At 68.9% G+C, this 22,377-nt stretch carries 20 protein-coding genes, 1 other RNA gene and 1 pseudogene; 9 read left to right on the plus strand and 13 right to left on the minus strand.

Annotated elements, in window-relative coordinates; translation table 11 throughout:
* Window positions 1–22: 22 nt before the first annotated feature.
* On the minus strand, window positions 23–904 hold the full coding sequence (locus tag O5O54_RS09540; protein WP_279481046.1) for a tetratricopeptide repeat protein: 882 nt from the start codon (window positions 902–904) through the stop codon (window positions 23–25).
* A gap of 99 nt (window positions 905–1,003) precedes the next feature.
* Here O5O54_RS09540 and O5O54_RS09545 point away from each other — a divergent pair, with 99 nt between their 5' ends.
* The 3 genes from O5O54_RS09545 to O5O54_RS09555 all read left to right on the plus strand — a co-directional run bounded on the left by O5O54_RS09545 (window position 1,004) and on the right by O5O54_RS09555 (window position 3,668).
* Window positions 1,004–2,386 carry a leucyl aminopeptidase family protein gene (locus tag O5O54_RS09545; RefSeq protein WP_279481048.1) on the plus strand — a complete coding sequence of 461 codons (1,383 nt, stop codon included), beginning with the start codon at window positions 1,004–1,006 and terminating at the stop codon, window positions 2,384–2,386.
* A 71-nt stretch (window positions 2,387–2,457) separates the two neighbouring features.
* Window positions 2,458–2,808 (plus strand): MarR family transcriptional regulator, encoded by a 351-nt coding sequence (locus tag O5O54_RS09550; RefSeq protein WP_279481050.1) that lies wholly within the window; start codon window positions 2,458–2,460, stop codon window positions 2,806–2,808.
* The gene (locus O5O54_RS09555; protein WP_279481052.1) at window positions 2,805–3,668 is read left to right on the plus strand and encodes a C40 family peptidase; all 864 of its coding nucleotides are present in this window, start codon (window positions 2,805–2,807) and stop codon (window positions 3,666–3,668) included. The genes O5O54_RS09550 and O5O54_RS09555 overlap by 4 nt, the downstream gene beginning before the upstream one ends.
* Here the strand turns inward: O5O54_RS09555 and O5O54_RS09560 are convergent, their stop codons facing one another.
* The 9 genes from O5O54_RS09560 to O5O54_RS09600 all read right to left on the minus strand — a co-directional run bounded on the left by O5O54_RS09560 (window position 3,669) and on the right by O5O54_RS09600 (window position 15,536).
* Complete coding sequence (locus O5O54_RS09560; protein ID WP_279481365.1) at window positions 3,669–4,565, minus strand: glyoxylate/hydroxypyruvate reductase A; 897 nt, start codon at window positions 4,563–4,565, stop codon at window positions 3,669–3,671.
* A gap of 41 nt (window positions 4,566–4,606) precedes the next feature.
* Window positions 4,607–5,263 carry an NUDIX domain-containing protein gene (locus O5O54_RS09565; RefSeq protein ID WP_279481054.1) on the minus strand — a complete coding sequence of 219 codons (657 nt, stop codon included), beginning with the start codon at window positions 5,261–5,263 and terminating at the stop codon, window positions 4,607–4,609.
* A complete protein-coding gene (locus O5O54_RS09570; protein WP_279481056.1) occupies window positions 5,260–6,915 on the minus strand; it encodes an ABC transporter ATP-binding protein in 1,656 nt (551 codons plus the stop codon). The genes O5O54_RS09565 and O5O54_RS09570 overlap by 4 nt, the downstream gene beginning before the upstream one ends.
* 15 nt (window positions 6,916–6,930) lie before the next feature.
* Window positions 6,931–8,004: a cation diffusion facilitator family transporter gene (locus O5O54_RS09575; RefSeq protein WP_279481059.1), complete on the minus strand. Its 1,074-nt coding sequence runs from the start codon at window positions 8,002–8,004 to the stop codon at window positions 6,931–6,933.
* Between the two features lie 7 nt (window positions 8,005–8,011).
* The gene (locus O5O54_RS09580; protein WP_279481367.1) at window positions 8,012–9,118 is read right to left on the minus strand and encodes an ABC transporter permease; all 1,107 of its coding nucleotides are present in this window, start codon (window positions 9,116–9,118) and stop codon (window positions 8,012–8,014) included.
* A 180-nt stretch (window positions 9,119–9,298) separates the two neighbouring features.
* Window positions 9,299–10,384 (minus strand): microcin C ABC transporter permease YejB, encoded by a 1,086-nt coding sequence (locus O5O54_RS09585; RefSeq protein WP_279481061.1) that lies wholly within the window; start codon window positions 10,382–10,384, stop codon window positions 9,299–9,301.
* A 41-nt stretch (window positions 10,385–10,425) separates the two neighbouring features.
* A complete protein-coding gene (locus O5O54_RS09590; RefSeq protein ID WP_279481063.1) occupies window positions 10,426–12,306 on the minus strand; it encodes an extracellular solute-binding protein in 1,881 nt (626 codons plus the stop codon).
* Window positions 12,307–12,313: 7 nt separating this feature from the next.
* Window positions 12,314–14,287: an extracellular solute-binding protein gene (locus O5O54_RS09595; RefSeq protein ID WP_407061682.1), complete on the minus strand. Its 1,974-nt coding sequence runs from the start codon at window positions 14,285–14,287 to the stop codon at window positions 12,314–12,316.
* A gap of 202 nt (window positions 14,288–14,489) precedes the next feature.
* Window positions 14,490–15,536 (minus strand): c-type cytochrome, encoded by a 1,047-nt coding sequence (locus tag O5O54_RS09600; protein ID WP_347814879.1) that lies wholly within the window; start codon window positions 15,534–15,536, stop codon window positions 14,490–14,492.
* Window positions 15,537–15,746: 210 nt separating this feature from the next.
* Here O5O54_RS09600 and O5O54_RS09605 point away from each other — a divergent pair.
* A pseudogene (locus O5O54_RS09605) lies at window positions 15,747–16,460 on the plus strand (3-deoxy-manno-octulosonate cytidylyltransferase); the annotation flags it as partial.
* A 30-nt stretch (window positions 16,461–16,490) separates the two neighbouring features.
* Window positions 16,491–17,345: a prephenate dehydratase gene (locus O5O54_RS09610; RefSeq protein ID WP_279481368.1), complete on the plus strand. Its 855-nt coding sequence runs from the start codon at window positions 16,491–16,493 to the stop codon at window positions 17,343–17,345.
* A gap of 80 nt (window positions 17,346–17,425) precedes the next feature.
* Here O5O54_RS09610 and O5O54_RS09615 read toward each other — a convergent pair whose 3' ends face one another.
* The 3 genes from O5O54_RS09615 to O5O54_RS09625 all read right to left on the minus strand — a co-directional run bounded on the left by O5O54_RS09615 (window position 17,426) and on the right by O5O54_RS09625 (window position 19,053).
* A complete protein-coding gene (locus O5O54_RS09615; protein WP_279481068.1) occupies window positions 17,426–17,572 on the minus strand; it encodes a DUF1127 domain-containing protein in 147 nt (48 codons plus the stop codon).
* 147 nt (window positions 17,573–17,719) lie between these two features.
* Complete coding sequence (nudC, locus tag O5O54_RS09620) at window positions 17,720–18,637, minus strand: NAD(+) diphosphatase (protein ID WP_279481069.1); 918 nt, start codon at window positions 18,635–18,637, stop codon at window positions 17,720–17,722.
* Complete coding sequence (locus O5O54_RS09625; protein WP_279481071.1) at window positions 18,634–19,053, minus strand: HIT family protein; 420 nt, start codon at window positions 19,051–19,053, stop codon at window positions 18,634–18,636. The genes nudC and O5O54_RS09625 overlap by 4 nt, the downstream gene beginning before the upstream one ends.
* A 30-nt stretch (window positions 19,054–19,083) precedes the next feature.
* Between O5O54_RS09625 and ffs the strand changes: the two genes are divergently transcribed.
* The 4 genes from ffs to recR all read left to right on the plus strand — a co-directional run bounded on the left by ffs (window position 19,084) and on the right by recR (window position 22,345).
* Window positions 19,084–19,180, plus strand: an RNA gene (gene ffs, locus O5O54_RS09630) — signal recognition particle sRNA small type.
* A 205-nt stretch (window positions 19,181–19,385) separates the two neighbouring features.
* The gene (locus tag O5O54_RS09635; RefSeq protein ID WP_279481073.1) at window positions 19,386–21,323 is read left to right on the plus strand and encodes a DNA polymerase III subunit gamma/tau; all 1,938 of its coding nucleotides are present in this window, start codon (window positions 19,386–19,388) and stop codon (window positions 21,321–21,323) included.
* 25 nt (window positions 21,324–21,348) lie between these two features.
* Window positions 21,349–21,672 (plus strand): YbaB/EbfC family nucleoid-associated protein, encoded by a 324-nt coding sequence (locus tag O5O54_RS09640; protein ID WP_279481075.1) that lies wholly within the window; start codon window positions 21,349–21,351, stop codon window positions 21,670–21,672.
* A gap of 67 nt (window positions 21,673–21,739) precedes the next feature.
* Window positions 21,740–22,345 (plus strand): recombination mediator RecR, encoded by a 606-nt coding sequence (recR, locus tag O5O54_RS09645; protein WP_279481077.1) that lies wholly within the window; start codon window positions 21,740–21,742, stop codon window positions 22,343–22,345.
* The last annotated feature ends 32 nt before the right edge of the window (window positions 22,346–22,377 follow it).

The following is a 22,377-nucleotide window of genomic DNA, read 5'->3' on the forward strand; positions in this document are numbered from 1 at the left end:
CGGGCGGCCCGATCCTTGCCGTTCAGCCGCGGTCTTCGGCGGCGAGCTCGGACCATGTGTTTTTCTGGGACAGCATCTGCCGGAGATAGGCGACGTTGGCTTTGGCCTCGTCGGGGCTGAGGACGGCGGAAGCCGTGCGCTCCGCCTCGTCGAATCGGCCCTGGAGGCCCATCACCAGCGCGAGGTTCTGCCGCACGCGGCTGTCGGCGCCTGGCAGCGCCACGGCGCGCGAGAGATAGCTCTCCGCCTTCGGCAGATCGTTCGCCAGAAGGTAGGACATGCCGAGATTGGAGAGGATCGAGGGCTCGTTCGGCTGGATGACCAGCGCCTTCTCGTAGAGGACGCGCGCCTTGTCAGCCTGGCCGAGCTGGTCGAGGATCGCCCCTTCCGCCGACAGGAGGCGCCAGTCGGGGCGGTCGGGCGTCTGGGCGCGGCGCACCGTCTCCAGCGCCTTGGGCAGGTCGCCCGCCGCGGCCAAGGCCTTGCCGTAGGCCGACAGGACCTCGCGGTCGTCGGAATAGGCGATGGCCATCTGGCGCATGACCGCCAGCGACTGGTCGTTGCGCCCGGCCATCTGGAGGGCCGAGGCATAGGCGAGGCCCGTCGTCTTGTCCTTGGGGTTGCCGTCGTAGCGGGCGCCATAGGCGCGCACGGCGCCGGCCAGTTCGGCCGACGACATCTCCGCCAAGGGTTTCTCGCCGCGCGGAGCGCCGGCGTCGGCAGTGGCGGCAGAAGGCTTGATCGAGCCGGTGTGCATGCGCGAGGTCTGATTGCAGCCGGCGAGCAGCGCCAGCGCGAGGACGCCTCCGGCCAGCGCCGCGCGCCTTGCCAGCGGCCGCGGGCGGGCGTAGGCCGCTCCATCGAGCGAAGCGGCGGACCGGCTGAAGGGTTCGTTGGCGCGCATGGGTCCTGATCCGGCTCCTGTGGTCTGCCGCCAAGCCATAAATCGTTAACCTTACCGCTCCCTTAATCCTTCGGAGCGCCCCCGAGGAACCGATCGTCTATGACCTCCCGCCTCCTGTCCGAATCCTCCGCCGCACGCCCCGTCCATCTCGCGAGCGAAGGGGAGGCGGGAAGCCTGCCGGCGCCGCTCGGAGCCTGGGCGGGCGCCACCGGCTGGAAGGCGGGCGCCGGCAGCGTGCTCGTCGCGCCGGGGTCTGATGGGACGCTCGGCGCGGCCGCCCTCGGCCTCGGCGGGTCGGGGGCGAGCCTTGCGGAGCGCTCCCTCCTGACCGGCGCGCTGGCGACGGCGTTGCCCGCCGGCGACTGGACCCTTTCCGACCCGCACGGGCTCGACCCGGACCTGGCCGCGCTCGGCTTCCTCATGGGTGCCTACCGCTTCGACCGCTACCGCTCCAAGCCGGCGGAGGAGGGCGCCCGCTTGGTCCTGCCGAAGGGCGCCGGCGCGGCGCGGGTCCGGCTCCAGGCGGAGGCCGTCGCGCTGGTGCGCGACCTCGTCAACACGCCGACCAACGATCTCGGGCCGGACGGGATCGAGGCCGCCGCACGATCGCTGGCCGCGGAGTTCGACGCCGAGGTCTCGGTGACCGTCGGCGACGACCTTCTCGCCGCCAACTTCCCGATGATCCACGCCGTGGGCCGGGCGAGCGCCGTCGCCCCGCGCCTGATCGACATCCGCTGGGGCGCCGCCGACGCCCCGCGCGTCACGCTGGTCGGCAAGGGCGTCGCCTTCGACACGGGCGGGCTCGACATCAAGCCGGCCTCGGGCATGCTTCTGATGAAGAAGGACATGGGCGGGGCGGCCAACGTGCTGGGGCTCGCGCGCATCGTGATGGGCGAGGGGCTGCCCGTCCGCCTGCGCGTCCTGATCCCGGCGGTCGAGAACGCGATCGCCGGCAACGCCTTCCGGCCGGGCGACGTCCTCCAGAGCCGCGACGGCAAGACGGTTGAGATCGGCAACACCGACGCGGAAGGACGCCTCATCCTCGCCGACGTCCTGTCGCTCGCCGATGAGGAAGCGCCCGAGATCCTGATCGACATGGCGACGCTGACCGGCGCCGCGCGCGTCGCGCTCGGGCCGGACCTGCCACCCTTCTACACCGACGACGAGGCGATGGCGTCCGCCATCGCGGCGGCGAGCGTCGCCGTCCACGACCCGCTCTGGCGCCTGCCGCTCTGGAAGCCCTATGCCAGGAACCTCGCCTCCAAGATCGCCGATATCAACAACGTCACCACCGACGGCTTCGCGGGCTCGGTGACCGCCGCCCTGTTCCTCCAGGGCTTCGTGTCGAAGGCGAAATCCTGGGTCCATTTCGACGTCTTCGGCTGGCGTCCGCAGGCCGGCCCGACCGGCCCCGTGGGCGGCGAGGCGCAGGCGATCCGAGCGCTCGCGCGCGTTCTCATGGAGCGTTATCCGTCCTCTTGAAACGGCCTCATTTAGGCTGTCCTCTGACCGAACCGGCGCCGAAACGAGGGCCGGATTCGGTGGGGGCCGGAATGGGTATCGAAATTCGCCCGGCGCAGGCGCTTCGCCTGCTCCACGGCAACGCGTTGAAGCAGACGCGCGAGGCGGGGCCGGACCTCACCACGCGCCAGACCGCCATCCTCCTCACCGTCTATCTCGAGCCGCCGCCGCACACCGTGCGAGGCCTCGCCAGCAAGCTCAAGGTGACCAAGCCCGTGGTCACGCGCGCGCTCGACACGATGGGACGCCTCGAACTCCTCGAGCGGCGGCGCGACCCGGCGGACCTTCGCAACGTGCTCGTGCGCCGCACGGTGAAGGGCAGCCTCTTCGTCTCGCAGATGGCCGACCGGCTGGTGGACGAGGCGGGGGGGCTCGCCCGATGACCGCCGCCCTCGACCGCCGCCTCCACGCCATACGCCCCGATCTGGCCGACGAGCGGCTGCGCGGGCGGGTGACGGCCGACCGTTTCGTGCCGGGCGAGGCGGCTCGTGTCGACGCGCCGCTCGCCGATCTGCGCCGTCATCCGTCTCCGGACGCGCCGCTGGAAACGCAGGCGCTTTACGGCGAGGCCGTGACGGTCTTCGAGGAAACGCCGGAAGGCTGGTGCTGGGTGCAACTCGCCCGCGACCGCTATGTCGGATGGATGCCGACGGCCGCTCTCCTCGCCGGGCCGGCGCCGGAGGCGACGCATCGCGTGCGCGTCGCCCGGACCTTCGTGTTCCCCGGACCCGACATCAAGCGGCCGCCGATGCGCGAACTGACCCTCGGCGCGGAAGTCGCGGCGCGCGGAGAGGCGAGCGATCCCAACGCGACCTATGCGCTGATCGCCCCGTTCGGCGCCGTCGTGGTCCAGCATCTGGAGCCGATCGATGCCCACGCGGCCGACTTCGTTTCGGTCGCGGAAGGGTTTCTCGGCGTGCCCTATCTCTGGGGCGGCAAGTCGCCGTCCGGCATCGACTGCTCCGGGCTGGTGCAGCTCTCGCTGGGGCTCGCCGGCCTCGACGTGCCGCGCGACACCGACCTCCAGGGCGCCTCGATCGGCCGGGAGATCCCAGCCGGTGAACCGCTTCGCCGAGGCGACCTCGTGTTCTGGCGCGGCCATGTCGGTATCATGTGCGACGGCGAGACGCTGCTCCACGCCAACGCTCATCACATGATGACCGCCGCCGAGCCGCTGGCCGACGTGGAGGCGCGGGCGCTCGCCAGAAATTCGCCCGTCACCGTCCGCCGGCGCCTCGGCTGATCAGTAGCCGGCGCTGCGGTCCACGACGTTATCCAGTGCTTCGCCCCGCCGATGCGCCGCGATCTGCGCCATGATGATGGGCGCGAGCGCCGCCGGATCCGACGAAGCTGCGGCGTGGGGCGTCACGAACACGCGCGGGTGGCGCCAGAGCGGGCTGTCCGAGCTGAGCGGCTCGCGCTCGAAGACGTCGAGCGAGGCTTCCATTAGCCGTCCGTCGTTCAGCGCGCGCAGGATCGCCGAATCCATCTGCAGTCCGCCGCGCCCGGCATTGATCAGGGAGGGCGTGCCGAGCGGCGTCTCGCGCTTCAGCTTAGACAGGAAGCCGTCGTCGATCATGCCGCGCGTGTCGGGTGTCAGCGGAAGGAGCACGACCAGGATGTCGGCCCGTCCGAGCACCGCCTCGAGTCCTGCCTCGCCGTCGAAGCACTCGACGCCTTCGATCGTCTTAGGCCGCCGGCTCCAGCCGGACACGCGGAAGCCGAGGGTCTTCAGCTTCAGCGCCGCGTCGCGGCCGAGCTCGCCGAGGCCAAGAATGCCGACCTCGATTTCGGACGCCGCCGGCTGGCGGCGCTCGTTCCAGATGCGGACGGCCTGCTGCGCCCGGTAGGTCATCCCCCGGCGGTGGTGATCGAGCACCCGCCAGACGACGTATTCGCTCATCCGGGCGGTGAGGTCGTCGGCCACGATGCGCAGGATCGGCACGTCGGGCAGCGTCCTATCCTGCAGGATATGGTCGACGCCCGCGCCGAGCGAGAAGACCGCTGGCAGATTCGGCAGGTTGGAGAGGACGCCCGGCGGCTGCTTCCAGACCACGGCATAGTCGATGCTCTCGTCCGCCGCGCTTGCGGGGCGCAGGACGATGGACTCCTCCGGTGCGGCGGCGAGCAATGCCTCCATCCAGCGCGAGGGATCGAAGCCGGTGACGGAAAGAAGGATGCTCAAGATGCGGTGTCCGTTTGAATGGAATCGGCAAGAAGCTTGGCACGCGCGCGGCCGTGGCGCGCGAACCAATGTGTCGCTGCCACCAGAAACCCGTTCTGCACCGCACCCCGGTCCACCGCCTCCAGAAGGTCTTCGAAGGGAGCTGGGATGACGAGGATGTCCTCGTCTTCGTCGGCCTTGCCGCCGTGTCCGGACAGTTTGGCCGTGTCCACGATGGCGAGGAAAACCATGGCCAGCTCGTCGGTGAGACCGGGCGTCGAAAGGACCGAGAAGCAGTGCCCGACGGCGCCGGCGACGAGGCCGGTTTCCTCCGTCAGCTCGCGCGCGGCACCGGCTGCCGGATCCTCGCCATCGTCGATGCCGCCGGCCGGCAGCTCGAGCGGCGCGGCGTGGGGCGTGGCGAGCGCGGCGCCGATGCGGAACTGTCGGATCACCACAATTGCGTCCCGCGCGGGATCATAAGGGATCACAACGGCGCACCGGGCGCCGCGCACGATCTCGCGCCGCACGCGCGCCGGCTGCGCATCGCCGAGCGGCGCGTGGCTCAGCGTGAGGACGTCGAGCGGGCGGAACCCGTCGAAGACGCGGCGCTCCTCGCGGATTTCGAAGTCGAGCGCCTGGTCCTCCAAACGCGTGCGATAGCTGCCGCTCATTGCGCCACGTCCGCAGCGCCTGCGGCCTCGATGCGAAAGGCCGCCGCCATCAGGGCCTTGGTGTAGTCGCTCTTCGGGCGCTCGAAGATCTCCTCCGAGGTGCCCCGCTCCACGACCTCGCCGCCGCGCATGACGATCACCTCGTTGGCGAGCGCGCGCACGACCTTGAGATCGTGGCTGATGAAGAGATAGGCGAGGTCGTGTTTCTTCTGGAGGTCGCGGAGGAGGTCCACCACCTGCGCCTGAACGCTCATGTCCAGCGCCGAGGTCGGCTCGTCCAGCATGACGAAGCGTGGGTTGAGCACCATGGCGCGCGCGATGGCGACGCGCTGGCGCTGGCCGCCGGAGAACTCGTGCGGGTAGCGGAAGCGGGTGGCGGGGTCGAGACCCACTTCGGTGAGCGCCGAGACCACGCGCGCGTCGCGCTCCGCGGCCGAGAGCTTCGGCTGGTGGACCTGCAGCCCTTCCGCCACGATGTCGGCGATCGGCATGCGGGGGCTCAGCGAGCCGTAGGGGTCCTGGAACACGATCTGGATGCGGTCGCGCCAGTCGCGCATCTCGCGCGAGGACTTGGTGTCGATCCGCTCCCCGTCGAAGCGGATCTCGCCTTCGCTCGCGATCATGCGGCAGAGCGCGAGGCCGAGCGTCGTCTTGCCCGAGCCCGATTCCCCGACGACGCCCACCGTCTGGCCCGCGCGCACGGCGATATCGATGCCGTTGACGGCCTTCACGTGATCGGTCACGCGGCGCAGGAGGCCCGTTCGCACGGGGAACCAGACCTTCACGCCCTTGCCCTCCATCACCAGCGGCGCGTTGGCGTTGGCGGCGGGCGGGCGGCCCTTCGGCTCGGCGGCCAGAAGGTGCCTGGTATAGGCGTGCTGCGGGTTGGCGAAGATCTCTGCGGTCGGGCCGGTCTCGACGATCTCACCCCGATACATCACGCAGACTCGGTCGGCGATGCGCCGGACGATCCCGAGATCGTGGGTGATGAAGAGCAGCCCCATGTCGCGCTCCGCCTGGAGGCGCTTCAGGAGCTCCAGGATCTGCGCCTGCACCGTCACGTCGAGCGCCGTCGTCGGCTCGTCGGCGATCAGGAGGTCGGGCTCGTTGGCGAGCGCCATCGCGATCATCACGCGCTGGCGCTGGCCGCCCGAAAGCTGGTGAGGATAGGAGCCGAGCCGCTTTTCCGGCTCGCGGATGCCCACTTGATGGAGAAGTTCGAGCGTGCGGTCGCGCGCGGCCTTGTCGGACAGGCCGCGATGGATCTTCATCACCTCGCCGATCTGCCGTTCGATCGTGTGGAGCGGATTGAGCGAACTCATCGGCTCCTGGAAGATCATCGAGATCCTGTTGCCGCGAACGCCGCGCAGTTCCTTGTCGGGAGCGGCGATGAGGTCGCGCCCCTCGAAAAGCACGGCGCCGCCCGGGTGGCTCGCGGCGGGATAGGGCAGGAGCTTCAGGATCGACAGCGCCGAGACCGACTTGCCCGATCCCGACTCGCCGACCAGCGCCACCGTCTCGCCCTTGTGGATCGCAAAGGACACACCCTTCACGGCGTGGCTGGTCTCGCCGTTCTGGTGGAAAGCGACCTGAAGGCCGCGCACGTCGAGAAGCGGGGCGTCGGCGTCGGGGCGGGGGGCGGGTTGGCTCAAGGGGCGATGGTCCTCTCAGGCCGGACGGGGAAGCGCGCCGTGGGAACGGTCGTGCCCGTGCGCGTGGTCGTGGTGATGATGATCGTGATGATGCGCATGGCCGTGGTCGTGCGCATGGTGGTGATGGGCGTGACCGCCCTCGTGCCCATGATCGCCGCCGCAGGCCGCCCCCGCATCGGCGCAGTGGCCGTGTTCGAGTTCCACGGTGGCGTGATCGATAGAGAAGGCCGAGCGCAGTTCCGCCTTCACGCGCCGGACGACGTCCATGCCGTCGCTGCCTTCGGGCACACAGACATGCAGCGTCGCGGCCCGGCGGCGCGGCGTGATCATCCAGACATGAACGTGATGCACGTCCTCGATCCCCGGAACGCTCGTCCGCAGGTGCCGGCCCATTTCGGCTCCGTCGACGCCGGCGGGGGCGCCTTCGAGCAGGACCTGTGCGGACTCGCGCACGAGGCGCCAGGCATTGGCGAGGATCAGGAGGCAGACGAGGACGGACAGGATCGGATCGATCTGCGTCCAGCCCGTCGCCATGATGACCAGCGAGGCGACGATCGCGGCCACCGAGCCGAGGAGATCGCCGAGGACATGCAGCAGCGCGCCGCGCATGTTGAGGTCTTCCTTGTCCCCGCCGTGGAGGACGAAGAAGGCCGCGATGTTGACGAGAAGGCCGCCGATCGCGACCGCCAGCATCGGCCCGGCGAGAATCTCAACGGGATCGGCGAAGCGCCGCCACGCCTCGTAGATGATGACGGCGGTGATGCCGAAGAGGACGAGGCCGTTGGAAAACGCGACCAAGACGCCCAGCCGGTCGTAGCCGTAGGTCCGCCTGGCATCGGCCGGACGCTGCGCCAACCGCGCCGCGGCGAAGGCGAGGACGAGGCCGGCGAAGTCCACGAACATGTGCCCGGCGTCGGCGAGAAGCGCGAGCGACCCCGAGATCAGGCCACCCGCGACCTCCGCCAGCATGAAAAGGCCGGTAAGGGCCGCCGCGATGCCGAGCCGCCTGGTGCTCGCATGCGCGGCGTGGTCGTGGCCGGAATGATCGTGGCCGCCGTGGTCGTGGGAATGGCCGTGATGGGCGCTCATGGCAGTCTCAACGGAAGCTCTTGCGGGGGTCGAACGCGTCGCGCACCGCTTCGCCGACGAAGACGAGGAGCGAGAGCATCAGGGACAGGACCACGAAGCCGGAGATGCCGAGCCAGGGCGCCTGAAGGTTGTTGCGCCCCTGCGCCAGGAGTTCGCCGAGCGAGGGCGAGCCCGGCGGCAGGCCGAAGCCGAGGAAGTCGAGCGAGGTGAGCGTCGTAATCGAGCCGTTCAGGATGAAGGGCAGGAAGGTCAGCGTCGCGACCATGGCGTTGGGCAGGAGGTGCCGGGCCATGATCGTCCAGTCGCCGACGCCGAGCGCGCGGGCCGCGTTGACATATTCGAAGTTGCGCGCGCGCAGGAACTCGGCGCGCACTACGCCGACGAAGGCCACCCACGAGAACAGGAGCATGATGCCGAGCAGGATCCAGAAGCCGGGCGGCAGGATCGCGGCGACGATCAGGAGGAGGTAGAGGACCGGGATCGACGACCAGATCTCGATAAAGCGCTGGAAGAGAAGGTCCACCCAGCCGCCGAAATAGCCCTGGACGGCGCCGGCGAAGACGCCGATGACCGCCGAGGCGGCGGTGAGGATCAGGCCGAACAAGACGGAGATGCGGAAGCCGTAGATGAGCCGCGCCAGCACGTCGCGCGCCTGGTCGTCGGTGCCGAGCCAGTTCCAGTTGCCGACGACGCAGTTGGGGTCCTCGACGCCCAGCGGATAGCGCGCGCAGCGCTCCTCCTTGGAAAAGGTCCAGGAGGGCGGGGCGGGGGCCGGCGTCGGAATTTCGTTGTTGACGCTCTGGTAGGAATAGCGGATCGGCGGCCAGACCATCCAGCCGTTGGCCGCGATCTCGTCCTGGATGAACGGGTCGCGGTAGTTGGTGACCGGCAGGAACCCGCCGAAGACCTCTTCCGGGTAGTCGGTGAAGATCGGCGTGTAATATTCGTTCTTGTAGGAGATCAGGATCGGCTTGTCGTTGGCCACGAACTCGGCGAACAGCGTCACGACGAATAGGATCGAAAAGATCCAGAGCGACCACCAGCCGCGCCGGTTGGCCTTGAAGTTCTGCCAGCGGCGCTGGTTGAGCGGCGACAGGCGGGGCGGGCGCTCCATCGCCACCACCGGCGGCGCGTTCTGCACCACACCGCTCGCGCCCCCTTGCGCCTCGCGCAGCGTCGCGGGCTCGGGCGGGCGATCCTTGGCGTTGCGATCCTCGACGGTGTCGGTCATCGGATCAGACCTCCCGCCGCATGGGCCGGACGGAAAACCGCTTCGCACTTTTCCTGGCCATGCTCAGACCTCCCGCCGCTCGAAATCGATGCGCGGATCGATCCAGGTGTAGGTGAGGTCGGAGATCAGCGTCGTCAGGAGCCCGATCAGGGAGAAGATGTAGAGCGTGGCGAAGACCACCGGATAGTCCCGCTTGTAGATGCTCTCGAAGGAGAGGAGCCCCAGCCCGTCCAGCGAGAAGATGGTCTCGATCAGGAGCGAGCCGGCGAAGAAGGCCGAGATGAAGGCGCCCGGAAAGCCCGCGACGATGATCAGCATCGCATTGCGGAAGACGTGGCCGTAGAGGACGCGCCGCTCCGTCAGGCCCTTGGCGCGGGCGGTGGTCACGTACTGCTTGCGGATCTCGTCGAGGAAGGAGTTCTTGGTCAGGAGCGTCGTCGTGGCGAAGGCCGAAAGCGACAGCGCGATGAGCGGCAGCGTCAGGTGCCAGAAATAGTCGACGATCCGCTCGGGCCAGGAGAGTTGCGCCCAGTTGTCGGAGGTGAGGCCCCGCAGCGGGAACCAGTCGAAGAACGAGCCTCCGGCAAAGAGCACGATCAGGAGAACCGCGAACAGGAAGCCCGGGATGGCATAGGCGACGATGATGACCGCGCTGGTCCAGGTATCGAAGCGCGAGCCCTCGTGCAGCGCCTTGCGGATTCCGAGCGGAATCGAGATCGCGTAGGACAGGAGCGTGATCCAGAGGCCGAGCGAGATCGAGACGGGCAGCTTCTGGATGATGAGATCGACCACGGTGGCGTTGGAGAAGAAGCTCGTGCCGAAGTCGAAGCGGGCGTAGTTCCAGATCATCTCGCCGAAGCGCTGCCAGGCCGGCTTGTCGAAGCCGAACTGCTCCTCCAGCCGCTTGATGAACTCGGGGTCCAGCCCCTGCGCGCCGCGATAGCCCGACGTCTCGCCGCTCTGTGCGGCCATGTCGCCACCCCCGCCCCCGAGGCGGTCGGCGGCGCCGCCACCCTGGCCTTGGAGACCGGCGATGACCTGCTCCACCGGGCCGCCCGGCGCGAACTGGATGACGACGAAGGACACGAGCATGATGCCGAGCAGGGTCGGGATCATCAGGAGAAGGCGTCGGAGGATGTAGGCTGCCATTCACCGGTCCCGTTGCGTCAAAGCCCGAGGCCTCGGCCGGATCAAGCCCGGCCGGCCGCCTTGGCCTTGGATTCGTCGTACCACCAGAGCTGTTCCACCGGGAAGCCGTAATCGGGCTTGGTGGGCGCCATGCCGAACATGTCCCACCAGGCGACATTGTGGCCCTTGGCGTGGATGTTGGGGATCCAGTCGAGCCGCCAGCGCAGCACCCGGTCGAGGACGCGCATCAGAAGCGTCAACTCGTCGCGGCTCTTCGCCTCGCCGATGCGGGCGAGGAGGGCGTCCACGGCGGGGCTCGCCATGCCGGGATAGTTGTAGGAACCCTGGCGGTCGCGCGAGTCCGAGCCGAAGAAGAGCGAGAACCCCTCGCGTGTCGGCGTGCCGTTCAGCCCGAAACGGCAGAGGATCATGTCGAAGTCGAAGCAGCCGAGGCGATCCTGGTACTGCGCGGCGTCCACCACGCGCATGGAAGCATCGACGCCGAGAAGCTTCATGTTCTCGACCATCTTGCCGTAGACGCGGCCCTGTTCGGGATCGTTCAGCATGTATTCCAGGCGGAAGGGCTGGCCGGCCTCGTTGACGAGAGCCGAACCCTTGCGCACCCAGCCCGCCGCCGCAAAGAGCTCCGACGCCTGCCGCAGGATCGCGCGGTCGCGGCCCGAGCCGTCCGTCACCGGCTGGGTCCAGACCTCGCCGAAGGCCTCGGGCGGCAGATCGGCGCGCAGCGGCTCCATCACCGCCAGTTCCTCCGGGCTCGGCGTGCCCGTGGCGACATAGTCCGACAGCTCGAAGGGCGACTGCGAATGCTCGCGCAGCCCGAACAGGAGGTTGGCGTTGGTCCACTCGAAGTCGAAGCACAGGTTGATCGCCCGCCGCACGCGCGCGTCCGCGAATTGTGGCCGGCGCTGGTTCAGCGCCCAGCACTGGAAGTTCGGCCACTTCTCCTCCGGCAGGGTCCCGCGCTTCACGCGCCCGTCCTGCACCGCCGGAAAATTGTATTCGCTGGCCCAGGCGCGTGTCGTGAACTCCTCGCGATAGGTCACGTCGCCCTTCTTGAAGGCCTCAAGCGAGGCTTGCCTGTCGCGGAAGCACTCGACGCGGATCGTCTGGAAATGGCCGAGGCCGCGGGCGAAGGGCATGTCACGACCCCAATAGTCCGCGCGCTTCTCGTATTCGATGAAGCGCCCGCCGACATAGCGCCCGACGGTCCAGGCCCCCGAGCCCGGAATCACGTCGAAGCCCCCTTGCGTGAAGGGGCGGTCGGCGAAGAAGGCGGCCGGCACGATCGGCATCGACAGGGTGGCGAGCGCCGTAGGCACGGTCTGCCGGCCCGAGAAGACGATGCGCACCGTGCGCTCGTCCTCGGCGACGACCTCCACCACCTCGACGAGCTGAATGGCCATCGAGGGATGCCCCTCGGTCTTCAGCTTGTCGTAGGAGAAGACGACGTCGGCGGCGGTCACCGGCGCGCCGGTCGAAAAGCGGGCTTCGGGGCGCAGCTTGAAGGTGAAGCGGTTGCCGTCGGCCGAGACGGAGACGGTCTCGGCCAGCAGGCCGTAGAGCGCATCGGGCTCGTCGAGGGTCGAGAGCATCAGCCCTTCGTAGAGCATCTCCATGCGCGGCGGCGCATTGCCCTGAAGGATCAGCGTGTTGAACGTGTCGAACGTGTCGGGCGCCTGGTTGAAGTACCAGGACGGCACGGTGAAGGTGAAGCGCCCGCCCTGCGGCGCGTCGAGGGTCGCATAGTCGAAATACTTATAGTCCGCCGGGTATTTCAGGTCGCCGAAGGCGGAGATGCCGTGGAGCGGCTTATCCGCCGGATTATCGGCGAAGGACAGGCGGGGCAGGGCGACTGACGCCGCAGCGCCGAGCGCGAGCTTGCCGAAGTGGCGTCGGCTGATGCGGATGAAGCTTTCGGTCATCGCGCCCTCAAGGCTTGGCGGGCGGGATGGCGGGGGCCGCCGCCGGGTCGGGCTCCGCCGCGGCCGCCTGGTCGGCCGGCGTGTTCACTGGCACCTCGCCCTTCACCCACCAGGAGAACGGGTCGATGCCGGCATAGGCCGGGCGCTTCTCCGGCATGCCGAACTTGTCCCACCAGGCTAGCCAGATGTTCGGGTTGTGGTACTGCGGCACGATGTAGAAGTTCCACAGGAGCACCCGGTCGAGCGCGTGCGTGGCGGCGACGAGGCTCTCGCGGTCCGGCGCGTAGATGATCTTCTCGATGATCGCGTCGACGGCCGGGTTGCGGATGCCCGGCGAGTTGCGGCTGCCGGGCTGGCTTGCGGCGGCGCTGGACCAGAAGTCTCGCTGCTCGTTGCCGGGCGAGAGCGATTGGAGCATCAGGTCCGTCACGATGTCGTATTCGAAATTGTCCGTCAGAGCCTGGTACTGCGAGGCGTCGACGATGCGCGTCGAGGTCTCGATGCCGAGCCGCTTCAGCTGGTTGGCATAGGGGTCGATCACGCGGCTGGACGACGGGTCGGCGGCAAGGAACTCGATGCGGAACGGCTCGCCGCGCGCGTTGACGAGCTGGGTGCCCTGGCGCTTCCAGCCGGCCTGCGTCAGAAGCTCGAAGGCTTCGCGCAGATAGGTGCGCTCCGCGTTGGGCTGGCTGTAGTCCGGCAGGGTGAAGGGCGTCGTGAAGACCTCGGGCGGGATCTGGTCGCGCAAGGGCTCCAGGATCTTCAGTTCGGCCTCGCTCGGCAGGCCGGAGGAGGCGAGTTCGGTGCCCTGGAAATAGCTCGTGGTGCGTGCGTACTGGCCGTAGAAGAGCGAGCGGTTCATCTCCTCGAAATTGTAGGCCAGCGTCAGCGCCCGGCGCGTGCGCGGGTCGGCGAACTTGTCGCGCCGTGTGTTGAGCACGAAGCCCTGCATCGGCTCGCCGCTTTCGGAGGGGATCGCTTCCTTCTTCACGCGCCCATCGCGGAAGGCGGGGAAGTCGTAGCCCTGCGCCCAGCGGCCGGCGCTGTTTTCGGACCGATAGTCGGAGAAGCCGCCGCGCTTGAAGGCTTCCCAGCCGGCGCTCTGGTCGCGGAAATAGGTGTAGCGGATCTCGTCGTAATTGTAGCGGCCGACGCGGGGGCCTTTGTTCGCCGCCCAGTAGTCCGGCACGCGCTCCCAGGTGACGGTGGAGCCGGGCTGATAGGCCTTCACGCGGTAGGGGCCGGATCCGACGGGGATCTCCAGCGTCGGGTTGTCGATGTCGCGCTTTCGTCCTTGCGCGTCCGTGCCTTCCCAGAAGTGCTTGGGCAGGACCACGAGGTCGCCCATGATGTTGGGCAGCTCGCGATTTCCAGTCTGGTTGAAACGGAAGGTGACCTCGCGTTCGCCGGTGGCCTCCGCGCTCGTCACGTTGTGGTAGTAGTTGGCGTAGAGCGGCGACAGGCGCGTCACCGTTTGGAAGGTCCAGATCACGTCCTCGGCCGTGATGGGCTGGCCGTCGTGGAATTTGGCGTCCGGATCGAGCCGGAACGTGACGGACGAGAAGTCGGCGGGATAGCGCATCGCTTCGGCGATCAGGCCATGACTGACCCCCGGCTCGTCGGGCGCCTGGTCCATCAGCGTGTCGTAGGCGATGCCGCCGCCGAACGCGAGGAAGCCGGCCGCCGGCGTGCCGCGCACGGGGAACGGGTTGAAGCTGTCGAACGTGCCGGCCGCCTGGAGGTTGAGGCGACCGCCCTTGGGCGCGTCTGGATTCACGTAGTCGTAGTGCCGGAAGTCGTTGCCGTATTTCGACGGGCGGATCAGCGACGACCATGTGCGCCATTCGCCCGCTTCCTGCGCCGGAGCGCTGGCAGTGGCCGGCGCCGGCGTGCCCTGCGCGAAGGCGGGGGCGCCGGCGAGGGCGAGGAGAGCGGTCAGGGCGGACAGGGCGCGCGAGACTGGCGGCAAATCGATCTCCATCTGGCAGGACGGTGGGGCGAGCCCGATGCCGAACCCCGCCCGAGCTTTGTGGCCTTCCTCGGGCGAAGGGCCGAAGTGACGAAAGTGTAAGATTCGACGGGCCGGTGTCCACCCGCGAGGAAGCGGGAACGATAGCGTGAAACGAAGAAAGCCGGACCTCCCGGCCCGGCTTTCCCGATGTCTCGCGATCGCGGAGGCGACCTTACTGGGCCGGCGCGGCCGGAGCCGGGACCGCGGGCGCCGCCGGGGCGGGAGCCGCAGGTGCTGCCGGAGCGGGTTCCGCCGGAGCCGGAGCGGCGGGTGCCGCCGGCGGAGTCGCTTCCGGCGTGGCGGGGGCCGGGGTCTGCTGTGGAGCCTGAGTGCCGGGCTGCGAGGGGGCCGCCTGGCCCGGCTCGGTCGGCGGCACCGGAGCGCCGGCCGGCGCGCTGGTGGCGTTGTCGCCCGTGGCCGGAACGGTGCCCGAGGGCGGCGCGGTCGGAGCGGCGCCCGTGGTCTGGTCCGTCGTGCCCGCGCCCTGAGGCTGGCTCACGGCGTCGCCCGGCAGGGCGTTGGAATTCGTGGTGGCGCTCGGCGCCGTCACGGCCGGAGCCGCCGCATCGCCAGCCGGTGCGGCCGCGCCTTCGGCCGGAGCCGCAGCGCCTTCGGCCGGAGCCGCACCCTCTGCCGCCGCTTCGCCGCCGGCCGGCGCGCCGGCATCGGGAGCCGGCAGCGGGGGCGGGTTGTCCGAGAGCGTGCCGAGATAGGCGAGAAGATCGGCACGCTCCTGGTCGCGCGCGATGCCGGCGAAGCCCATGGCCGTGCCCTGGATGTACTGCTTGGGGCCGTGCAGGAAGTGGTTCAGGTGATCCCAGTCCCAGACCACGGTCTTTCCTTCAGAGAATTCGGTCATGGCGGCCGAATAGCTGAAGCCCTCGTGCGAGGCGATCGGGCGGTTCACGATGTCCCAGAGATCGGGGCCGACCTTGTTGGGGCCGCCCTTCTCGCCCGAATGGCAGGCTTGGCAGCGCTTGAAGATGTTGGCACCCGCCTCGGCATTGGCGGTCTGCATGAGCTGGCCGACCGGGGTCACCTCGTTGGCGGCGGGCGCGGCGCCCCCGCCGGCCGGCGCGTCGGGCACGGCGATCGCGAAGCCCGGGGTCTCCGGCACCTCGGAATGGAAAATGCCTTCGGCCAGTAGGCTGCCGCCGAACAGAACGAACACGACGCCGAGCAGGGCGCCGAAGATCTTGTTGGCCTCGAACGAATTCATGATAAAGGGCGGCTCCCTCTGCAGCCGGCATCAGGGGCCGACGACACGCGCTTTCGACGTTGCTTGGACGGAATCGCGGCCCGCCGGCACCGGCGGCCCCTGCTCTGCCCGTCAATTGGAAGCGTTCTGACATTCCGATCGGAATCGATCAAGCGCCGTCCTGTCACAGCTTCGCCTAAATTTCCTGCGGCCGAACCAGAGCTACCATCCATGTCTACCCTGATCCTCATTCCGTCCCGGCTCGCCGCCACCCGTCTTCCCTCCAAGCCGCTGGCCGATATCGGCGGGCGTCCGATGATCGTGCGCGTGGCCGAGAGGGCGCGCGATGCGCAGATCGGCCGTGTGGTCGTCGCGACCGACGACACCTCGATCCACGACGTGGTGACCGCTGCGGGCTTCGAGGCGGTGATAACGGGCAAACACCACCAGTCCGGCTCCGACCGTATCTTCGAGGCGCTGCAGAGCCTCGATCCGGCGGGCGAGGTGGAGACGGTCATCAATCTGCAGGGCGACCTGCCGACCATCGAGCCGGAAACGATCCGCGCCGTCCTGCGCCCCTTCGCCGACCCCGCCTGCGACATCGCCACCGTGGCGGTGGAGATCGCCAACCAGCAAGACCGGGACGATCCGAGCGTCGTCAAGGTGATCGGCACGCCGATCGCCGAGAACCGGCTGAACGCGCTCTACTTCACCCGTGCCACGGCGCCGACGGGGGAGGGGCCGCTCTATCACCATGTCGGCATCTACGCCTATCGCCGCGCCGCCCTGGCGCGCTTCGTGGAGCTGTCGCCTTCGCCGCTGGAGACGCGCGAGAAGCTGGAGCAGCTCCGCGCGCTGGAGGGGGGCCTGCGCATCGACGCCGAGATCGTGGACGCCGTACCGCTCGGCGTCGACATGCCCCACCAGCTGGAAGAAGCGCGCCGCTTCTACGAGCCCGCCACGCGCTCGGGCCGGATTTCCTTCCAGGGTGAGCCCGGCGCCAATTCCGACACCGCCTGCCGGACCATGTATCCCGATCTGGAGCCGTTGCCCTGCCCGACCTTCGAGGACGCGCTGGCGGCGGTGACGCGCGGCGAGGCGGACCTCGCCATGATCCCGATCGAGAACACGATCGCCGGGCGCGTCGCCGACATCCACCATCTCCTGCCGGTCTCGGGCCTCCAGATCGTGGGCGAGTTCTTCCTGCCAATCCGCTTCCAGCTCATGGCCAAGCCCGGCACCGGCCTTTCCGACATCCGCGAGGTGCACAGCCACATCCATGCCCTCGGCCAGTGCCGCGGCATCCTGCGCCGCAACGGATGGAAGCCGGTCATCTCCGGCGACACGGCGGGCGCCGCCCGGATCATCTCGCAGATGCCGGACCGCCACGTCGCGGCCCTCGCGCCCCGCCTCGCCGCCGAACTCTACGGGCTCGACATCCTGGCCGAGAACGTCGAGGACGCCGAGCACAACACGACCCGCTTCGTGGTGCTGTCGCGCCCCGGCCGGGCGCAGGAGCTCTGGACGCCGCGCTCCGAAGAGCTGGTGGTGACGACCTTCGTCTTCGAGGTGCGCAATCTGCCGGCGGCGCTCTATAAGGCGCTCGGAGGCTTCGCCACCAACGGCATCAACATGACCAAGCTCGAAAGCTACCAGCTCGAGGGCAAGTTCGTGGCGACGCAGTTCTTCGCCGACATCGAGGGACACCCCAACGATCCCGGCGTGGCGCGGGCGCTGGACGAGCTCCGCTTCTTCTCCAAGCGCGTCTCGATCATGGGCGTCTACCCGGCTTCGCCCGATCGTCCAGCCCACCCGAACGCCCCGGACTGAGGGGACGGCCGGTTTCTCGACACCAACAAAAAAGCCCCGCGCGAGCGGGGCTTTTTTCGTTCGGGCGGTGAAGCGGCGGCTTAGCGGCCGACGCGCACCATGCGGTCGATGTCGCCGCGCATCACGCCGATGTCGCTCAGCATGCGGTCATCCATGCTGTTGAGTTCGATGACGGTGCGGCGGTGCGAGCGGTAGGACTGAAGGCGCTTGGCGATGGAGTTCAGCATGGAAGCCTCGGATGGATCAGAATTCGTTGACCCCGATATACGCTTCCCGGATGCCTAAAAGGAGAGCAGCTTTAGCACGTCTGTTGTGCATCGCGCGCATAACTCAGCCATTTCGGCGTTCACCTCATCTTAATGCCTTTTTGATGCTCACTCCCTGCCTCCTGCGAAGGCGGCCAGAAGGTGGTGCGCTATGGCAAAGCGCGCCGGTGCCGTCAGGCCGTCCGGATGGCGGTTTTCCAGAAGGGCCTGCACCTCCGTCCGGTCGAACCAGCGGCAGGCTTCCAGCTCGGCAGCGTCGAAGGTGATCGGCGCGTGTCTCGCCCGAGCGATGCAGCCGATCATCAGCGAGCCCGGAAACGGCCAGGGCTGGGAGGAGTGATAGCGCACCTCATCCACCACGAGCCCGGCCTCTTCCAGCGTTTCCCGGCGCACGGCGTCTTCCAGGGTCTCGCCGGCCTCGACGAATCCGGCGAGGCACGACCACATGCCGACGGCGAAATGGGGCTGGCGGCCGAGCACGCAACGCCCTTCGCCGTCGTGTACCAGCATGATCGACACCGGATCGGTGCGGGGAAACACGAGGTGCCCGCAGGCTGTGCAGCGGCGGCGGAAGCCGGCGGCTTCGGACAGGGTTGGCGCGCCGCAGCGTCCGCAGAACCGGGCGCCGGCGTGCCAGTTGAGGAGATGAGCGGCTTGCGCGAGTTCGCCTTCGAGGTCGGGTGCCAGGATCTCGCGCATCCCGAGCGTGCGCAGATCCCACGGGACGATGCCTTCGGGCGGCTCGGGCAGATCGATCGCCGCGGCGAGCCGAGGCGCCCCCGCCGCGTCATGGCCGAGCAGCAGTTCGATCGGTGCGCCCGCAAGGAGTGCTGAGGCTTCCGTCACCGTGAAGCTCGGATCGGGCGCATCCCCGCCCCGGCAGAGCCAGGGACCGCCGGCCGATAGGTAGACCCGCGCCTTCGGATGGCTGAGCGCCTCCGCCAGCGAGGCGTCGGTGCGCAACTCGCCGTCGCGCCGCAGCGTGTTGGCGGAAAAGCCGAGGCGGATGGGGGCGGCGGAATTCATGCAAGGCCTTCCAGGATGGAGCGGATCAGCGGCTCGTCGGCGCCGGGAGCGTAGGGAACGGCGGTCTCGAAGCCCCAGACGGGCTTCGGCCAGTTCGGGTCGCCTTCCGAGCGCGCGATCACATGGAGATGGAACTGCCGCACCATGTTGCCGAGGGCGCCGAGGTTGATTTTCTCAGGCGCGGTCGCCAGGGCTAGCGCCTGCGACACCATGTTCGCCTCCTCGATCAATGTCCGCCGGTCGGCGGGGTCGAGGTCGAACAGCTCCACGATCCCTGCCCGGCGCGGCACCAGGATGAGCCAGGGCCAGCGGGCGTCGCGCATCATGAGGAGGCGGCAGAGCGGCAGGTCGGCGAGGAACCGCGTGTCCGCTTCCAGGCGCGGATCCAGCGAGAAGGCGAGGGGTTCTGCTTGCATTTCGATGCGTTCTCCACGATATGGAAGCCGGGAGGTTGGTGGTGGACGAGCCGCTCGCCAACCGGGTCAGGTCCGGAAGGAAGCAGCCCCAACGAATCCGGCACGGGTCATCGTGCCAGCCTCCCACCCTTTCGTCCGGCATCCGGCACTCGGCTGATTCGCCTTCATAGGCGAAGGCGGCCTGGACCGCGAGATGCGGCCTTCCTCCCGATCCGTCGCCGATTGCCCGACTCGTCGCGCCTGCGACCGCCCGCCGATTGCATCTTGCGAAAAGCCGCGTAGGGTCGCGCCGGCATCGCCCGGCTTCCCGGCCGGCGGAGCCCCACAGTCGAATGGAGCCGATGGCCGAGGATACCAGTCCCCCGACCGCCGCGACGCCCTACCGCGTCCTGGCGCGCAAGTATCGTCCCCGCTCCTTCGACGACCTGATCGGCCAGGAGCCGATGGTGCGCACGCTCACCAACGCCTTCGAGGCGGGCCGCATCGCGCAGGCCTGGATGCTGACGGGCGTGCGCGGCGTCGGCAAGACCACGACCGCACGCATCCTCGCCCGCGCCCTGAACTACGAGACCGCGACCATCCATCAGCCGACGATCCACATGATCGAGCCCGGCATCCACGATCAGGCGATCATGGAGGGCCGGCACGTCGACGTCGTCGAGATGGATGCCGCCTCGCATACCGGCATTGACGACATCCGCGAGATCATCGCGCAGGTGCGCTACCGACCGGTGTCGGCGCGCTACAAGGTCTATATCATCGACGAGGTCCACATGCTGTCGACGCAGGCCTTCAACGGCCTGCTGAAGACGCTGGAGGAGCCGCCCGAGCACGTGAAGTTCGTGTTCGCGACCACCGAGATCCGCAAGGTTCCCATCACCGTCCTGTCGCGCTGCCAGCGCTTCGACCTGCGCCGCGTCGAGCCCGCCACCATGATCGCGCACCTGCGCCGGGTGCTCGATGCCGAGAGCGTGCAGGCCGACGACGACGCCCTGCGCCTCCTCGCGCGCGCCTCCGAAGGTTCGGTGCGCGACGCGCTGTCACTCACCGACCAGGCGATCGCGCACGGCGCGGGCCATGTCGAGGCGGGCACCGTGCGCGACATGCTGGGCCTCGCCGACCGGGCGCGCATCGTCACCCTTTTCGAGCTCCTGATGCGGGGCGACGGGTCGGGGGCGTTGCGCGAGTTCGCCGGGCAATACGATTTCGGCGCCGATCCGCTTGTGGTCCTCACCGATCTCGCCGATTTCACCCATCTCGTGACCTCGCTTCGTTTCGTCCCCGAAACGGCCGGCGACGCCTCGCTCTCGCCGGTGGAGGTCGAGCGCGGCCGCGATTTCGCCGAGCGCCTGTCGGTGAAGACGCTGTCGGAAGTCTGGCAGATGCTCCTCAAGGCGATCGAGGAGACGCGCGCGGCCAGCGCGCCGCGCCAAGCCGCCGAAATGGCCCTGATCCGAATCGCCTATGCGACGACGCTGCCCTCGCCCGAAGACATCGCGCGCCTCCTGCGCGAAGGAGGCGGCCTGCCCACGCCAGCTCCCTCCACCCCGTCGAACGGGCAGGGCGCTCCCCGTGCCGAGGCCCCGAGCGCCTATTCCGCCCCTCCGGCCATGGCGCCGTCGAGCCCGCCGCCGACGCCGCAGATGCGCGCAAGCGGGCCGACGCTGGCCGCCCGCATGGTCGCTTCCGCGCCGCAGGCCCTGTCGCCCGTCGCCGCGCCCGCCGTGGTGGTCGATCCCGCCAGCCTCCCGTCCTCCTTGCGCGACCTGGAGAAGCTCGCTGGGGAGCGACGAGATTCGCGCATGAAGGCGTGGATCCGACGTTACCTGCGCCTCGTGCGCATCGAGCCCGGCCGCCTGGAAATCCAGCTTGCCGACGGCGCCCCCGTCACCCTGTCGGGCGAGCTGACCAAGAAGCTCTTTGACTGGACCGGCATGCGCTGGGTCGTCACCGTCGCCGGAAAGGGCGGCGGGCAGACGCTGGAGGAAGAGGACGCCGCACGCCGCGCGCGCCTGATCGCCGAGGCCGAGGCCGACCCGGAGGTCGCCGCGATCCTAGCGGCCTTGCCGGGTGCCAAGGTGCGGGAGGTGCGCCTGCGCGGCGAGCCGGAGGTCGAAGAGGTCGAAGACGACGCTTCGCCGCTTGCCGAGGACGACGGTCTGCCCGAGCGCATCGACATCGACCCATCGGACCTTGGTTTCGGGGCCGACGATGACGACATGGGGGAGGGTGTCGCCTTCGACACCGACGCAGACCCCGAAGACGACTGAACGCAACCAACAGGGAAGAGCGCGCATGAAGGATCTCATGGGCATGATGAAGCAGGCCAAGGCCATGCAGGAGAAGATGCAAGGGTTGCAGGCCGAGATCGCCGAGACCACGGCCTCGGGCCAGGCCGGCGGCGGCGTCGTGTCCGTGACGCTGAAGGGCACCGGCGAGCTGGTGTCGGTCGAGCTCGATCCCTCGCTTCTCAAGCCCGACGAGAAGGACATTCTCGAGGACCTTCTCGTCGCCGCCCATGCCGACGCCAAGCGCAAGCTCGACACCGTCATCCAGGAGAAGACCCAGGCGCTGACCGCCGGCTTGCCGCTGCCGCCGGGCATGAAGCTGCCGTTCTAGTCCTTTCGCATCGTTCCGGGCCGGGCGCCCCGCGTCCGGCTTGCGCTCTTCCGAGGCCGCGCTCTCCATGTCCAAGACCATCGCCGGCCCCGAGATCGAGCGGCTGATCCAGCTCCTGTCGAAGCTGCCTGGCCTCGGGCCCCGCTCGGCGCGGCGGGCGGCGCTGCATCTCGTGAAGCGCCGCGAGCAGATCCTGCGCCCTCTCGGCGACGCCATGGCCGAGGCCGCCGAGAAGGTGCGCGTCTGCTCCAATTGCGGCAACATCGACACGCGCGACCCCTGCACCATCTGCTGCGACCCCGCGCGCGACCAGACCACCGTGATCGTGGTGGAGGACGTATCGGACCTTTGGGCGCTGGAGCGCGCCAAGGCGCTGAACGCCGCCTACCATGTGCTCGGCGGCGTCCTCTCGCCGCTGGAGGGGGTCGGCCCCGACGACCTCACCATCCGGCGCCTCGTCGAGCGCGTCGCGGAAGGGACGATCAAGGAGCTGGTGATCGCGGTGAACGCCACCGTCGAGGGCCAGACCACCGCCCACTACATCATCGACCAGCTCGCCGACCTCGACGTCTCGGTGACGCGGCTTGCCCACGGCGTGCCGGTCGGCGGCGAGCTCGACTATCTCGACGAAGGCACGCTCTCGGCGGCCATGCGCTCGCGCACGAAGATCTGACCGTTCCCCGCCGCGAGCCCGACACAAGCTCC

Source organism: Aureimonas sp. SK2, assembly GCF_029813115.1.
In the GTDB taxonomy this organism is placed as follows: domain Bacteria; phylum Pseudomonadota; class Alphaproteobacteria; order Rhizobiales; family Rhizobiaceae; genus Aureimonas.

Bases quoted from the DNA above. Each gene is read 5' to 3' on its own strand.
- O5O54_RS09540 (WP_279481046.1), bottom strand. From the start codon at position 904: ATGCGCGCCAACGAACCCTTCAGCCGGTCCGCCGCTTCGCTCGATGGA.
- O5O54_RS09545 (WP_279481048.1), top strand. From the start codon at position 1,004: ATGACCTCCCGCCTCCTGTCCGAATCCTCCGCCGCACGCCCCGTCCAT.
- O5O54_RS09550 (WP_279481050.1), top strand. From the start codon at position 2,458: ATGGGTATCGAAATTCGCCCGGCGCAGGCGCTTCGCCTGCTCCACGGC.
- O5O54_RS09555 (WP_279481052.1), top strand. From the start codon at position 2,805: ATGACCGCCGCCCTCGACCGCCGCCTCCACGCCATACGCCCCGATCTG.
- O5O54_RS09560 (WP_279481365.1), bottom strand. From the start codon at position 4,565: ATGGAGGCATTGCTCGCCGCCGCACCGGAGGAGTCCATCGTCCTGCGC.
- O5O54_RS09565 (WP_279481054.1), bottom strand. From the start codon at position 5,263: ATGAGCGGCAGCTATCGCACGCGTTTGGAGGACCAGGCGCTCGACTTC.
- O5O54_RS09575 (WP_279481059.1), bottom strand. From the start codon at position 8,004: ATGAGCGCCCATCACGGCCATTCCCACGACCACGGCGGCCACGATCAT.
- O5O54_RS09580 (WP_279481367.1), bottom strand. From the start codon at position 9,118: ATGGAGCGCCCGCCCCGCCTGTCGCCGCTCAACCAGCGCCGCTGGCAG.
- O5O54_RS09585 (WP_279481061.1), bottom strand. From the start codon at position 10,384: ATGGCAGCCTACATCCTCCGACGCCTTCTCCTGATGATCCCGACCCTG.
- O5O54_RS09590 (WP_279481063.1), bottom strand. From the start codon at position 12,306: ATGACCGAAAGCTTCATCCGCATCAGCCGACGCCACTTCGGCAAGCTC.
- O5O54_RS09595 (WP_407061682.1), bottom strand. From the start codon at position 14,287: ATGGAGATCGATTTGCCGCCAGTCTCGCGCGCCCTGTCCGCCCTGACC.
- O5O54_RS09600 (WP_347814879.1), bottom strand. From the start codon at position 15,536: ATGAATTCGTTCGAGGCCAACAAGATCTTCGGCGCCCTGCTCGGCGTC.
- O5O54_RS09615 (WP_279481068.1), bottom strand. From the start codon at position 17,572: ATGCTGAACTCCATCGCCAAGCGCCTTCAGTCCTACCGCTCGCACCGC.
- nudC (WP_279481069.1), bottom strand. From the start codon at position 18,637: ATGAATTCCGCCGCCCCCATCCGCCTCGGCTTTTCCGCCAACACGCTG.
- O5O54_RS09625 (WP_279481071.1), bottom strand. From the start codon at position 19,053: ATGCAAGCAGAACCCCTCGCCTTCTCGCTGGATCCGCGCCTGGAAGCG.
- O5O54_RS09635 (WP_279481073.1), top strand. From the start codon at position 19,386: ATGGAGCCGATGGCCGAGGATACCAGTCCCCCGACCGCCGCGACGCCC.
- O5O54_RS09640 (WP_279481075.1), top strand. From the start codon at position 21,349: ATGAAGGATCTCATGGGCATGATGAAGCAGGCCAAGGCCATGCAGGAG.
- recR (WP_279481077.1), top strand. From the start codon at position 21,740: ATGTCCAAGACCATCGCCGGCCCCGAGATCGAGCGGCTGATCCAGCTC.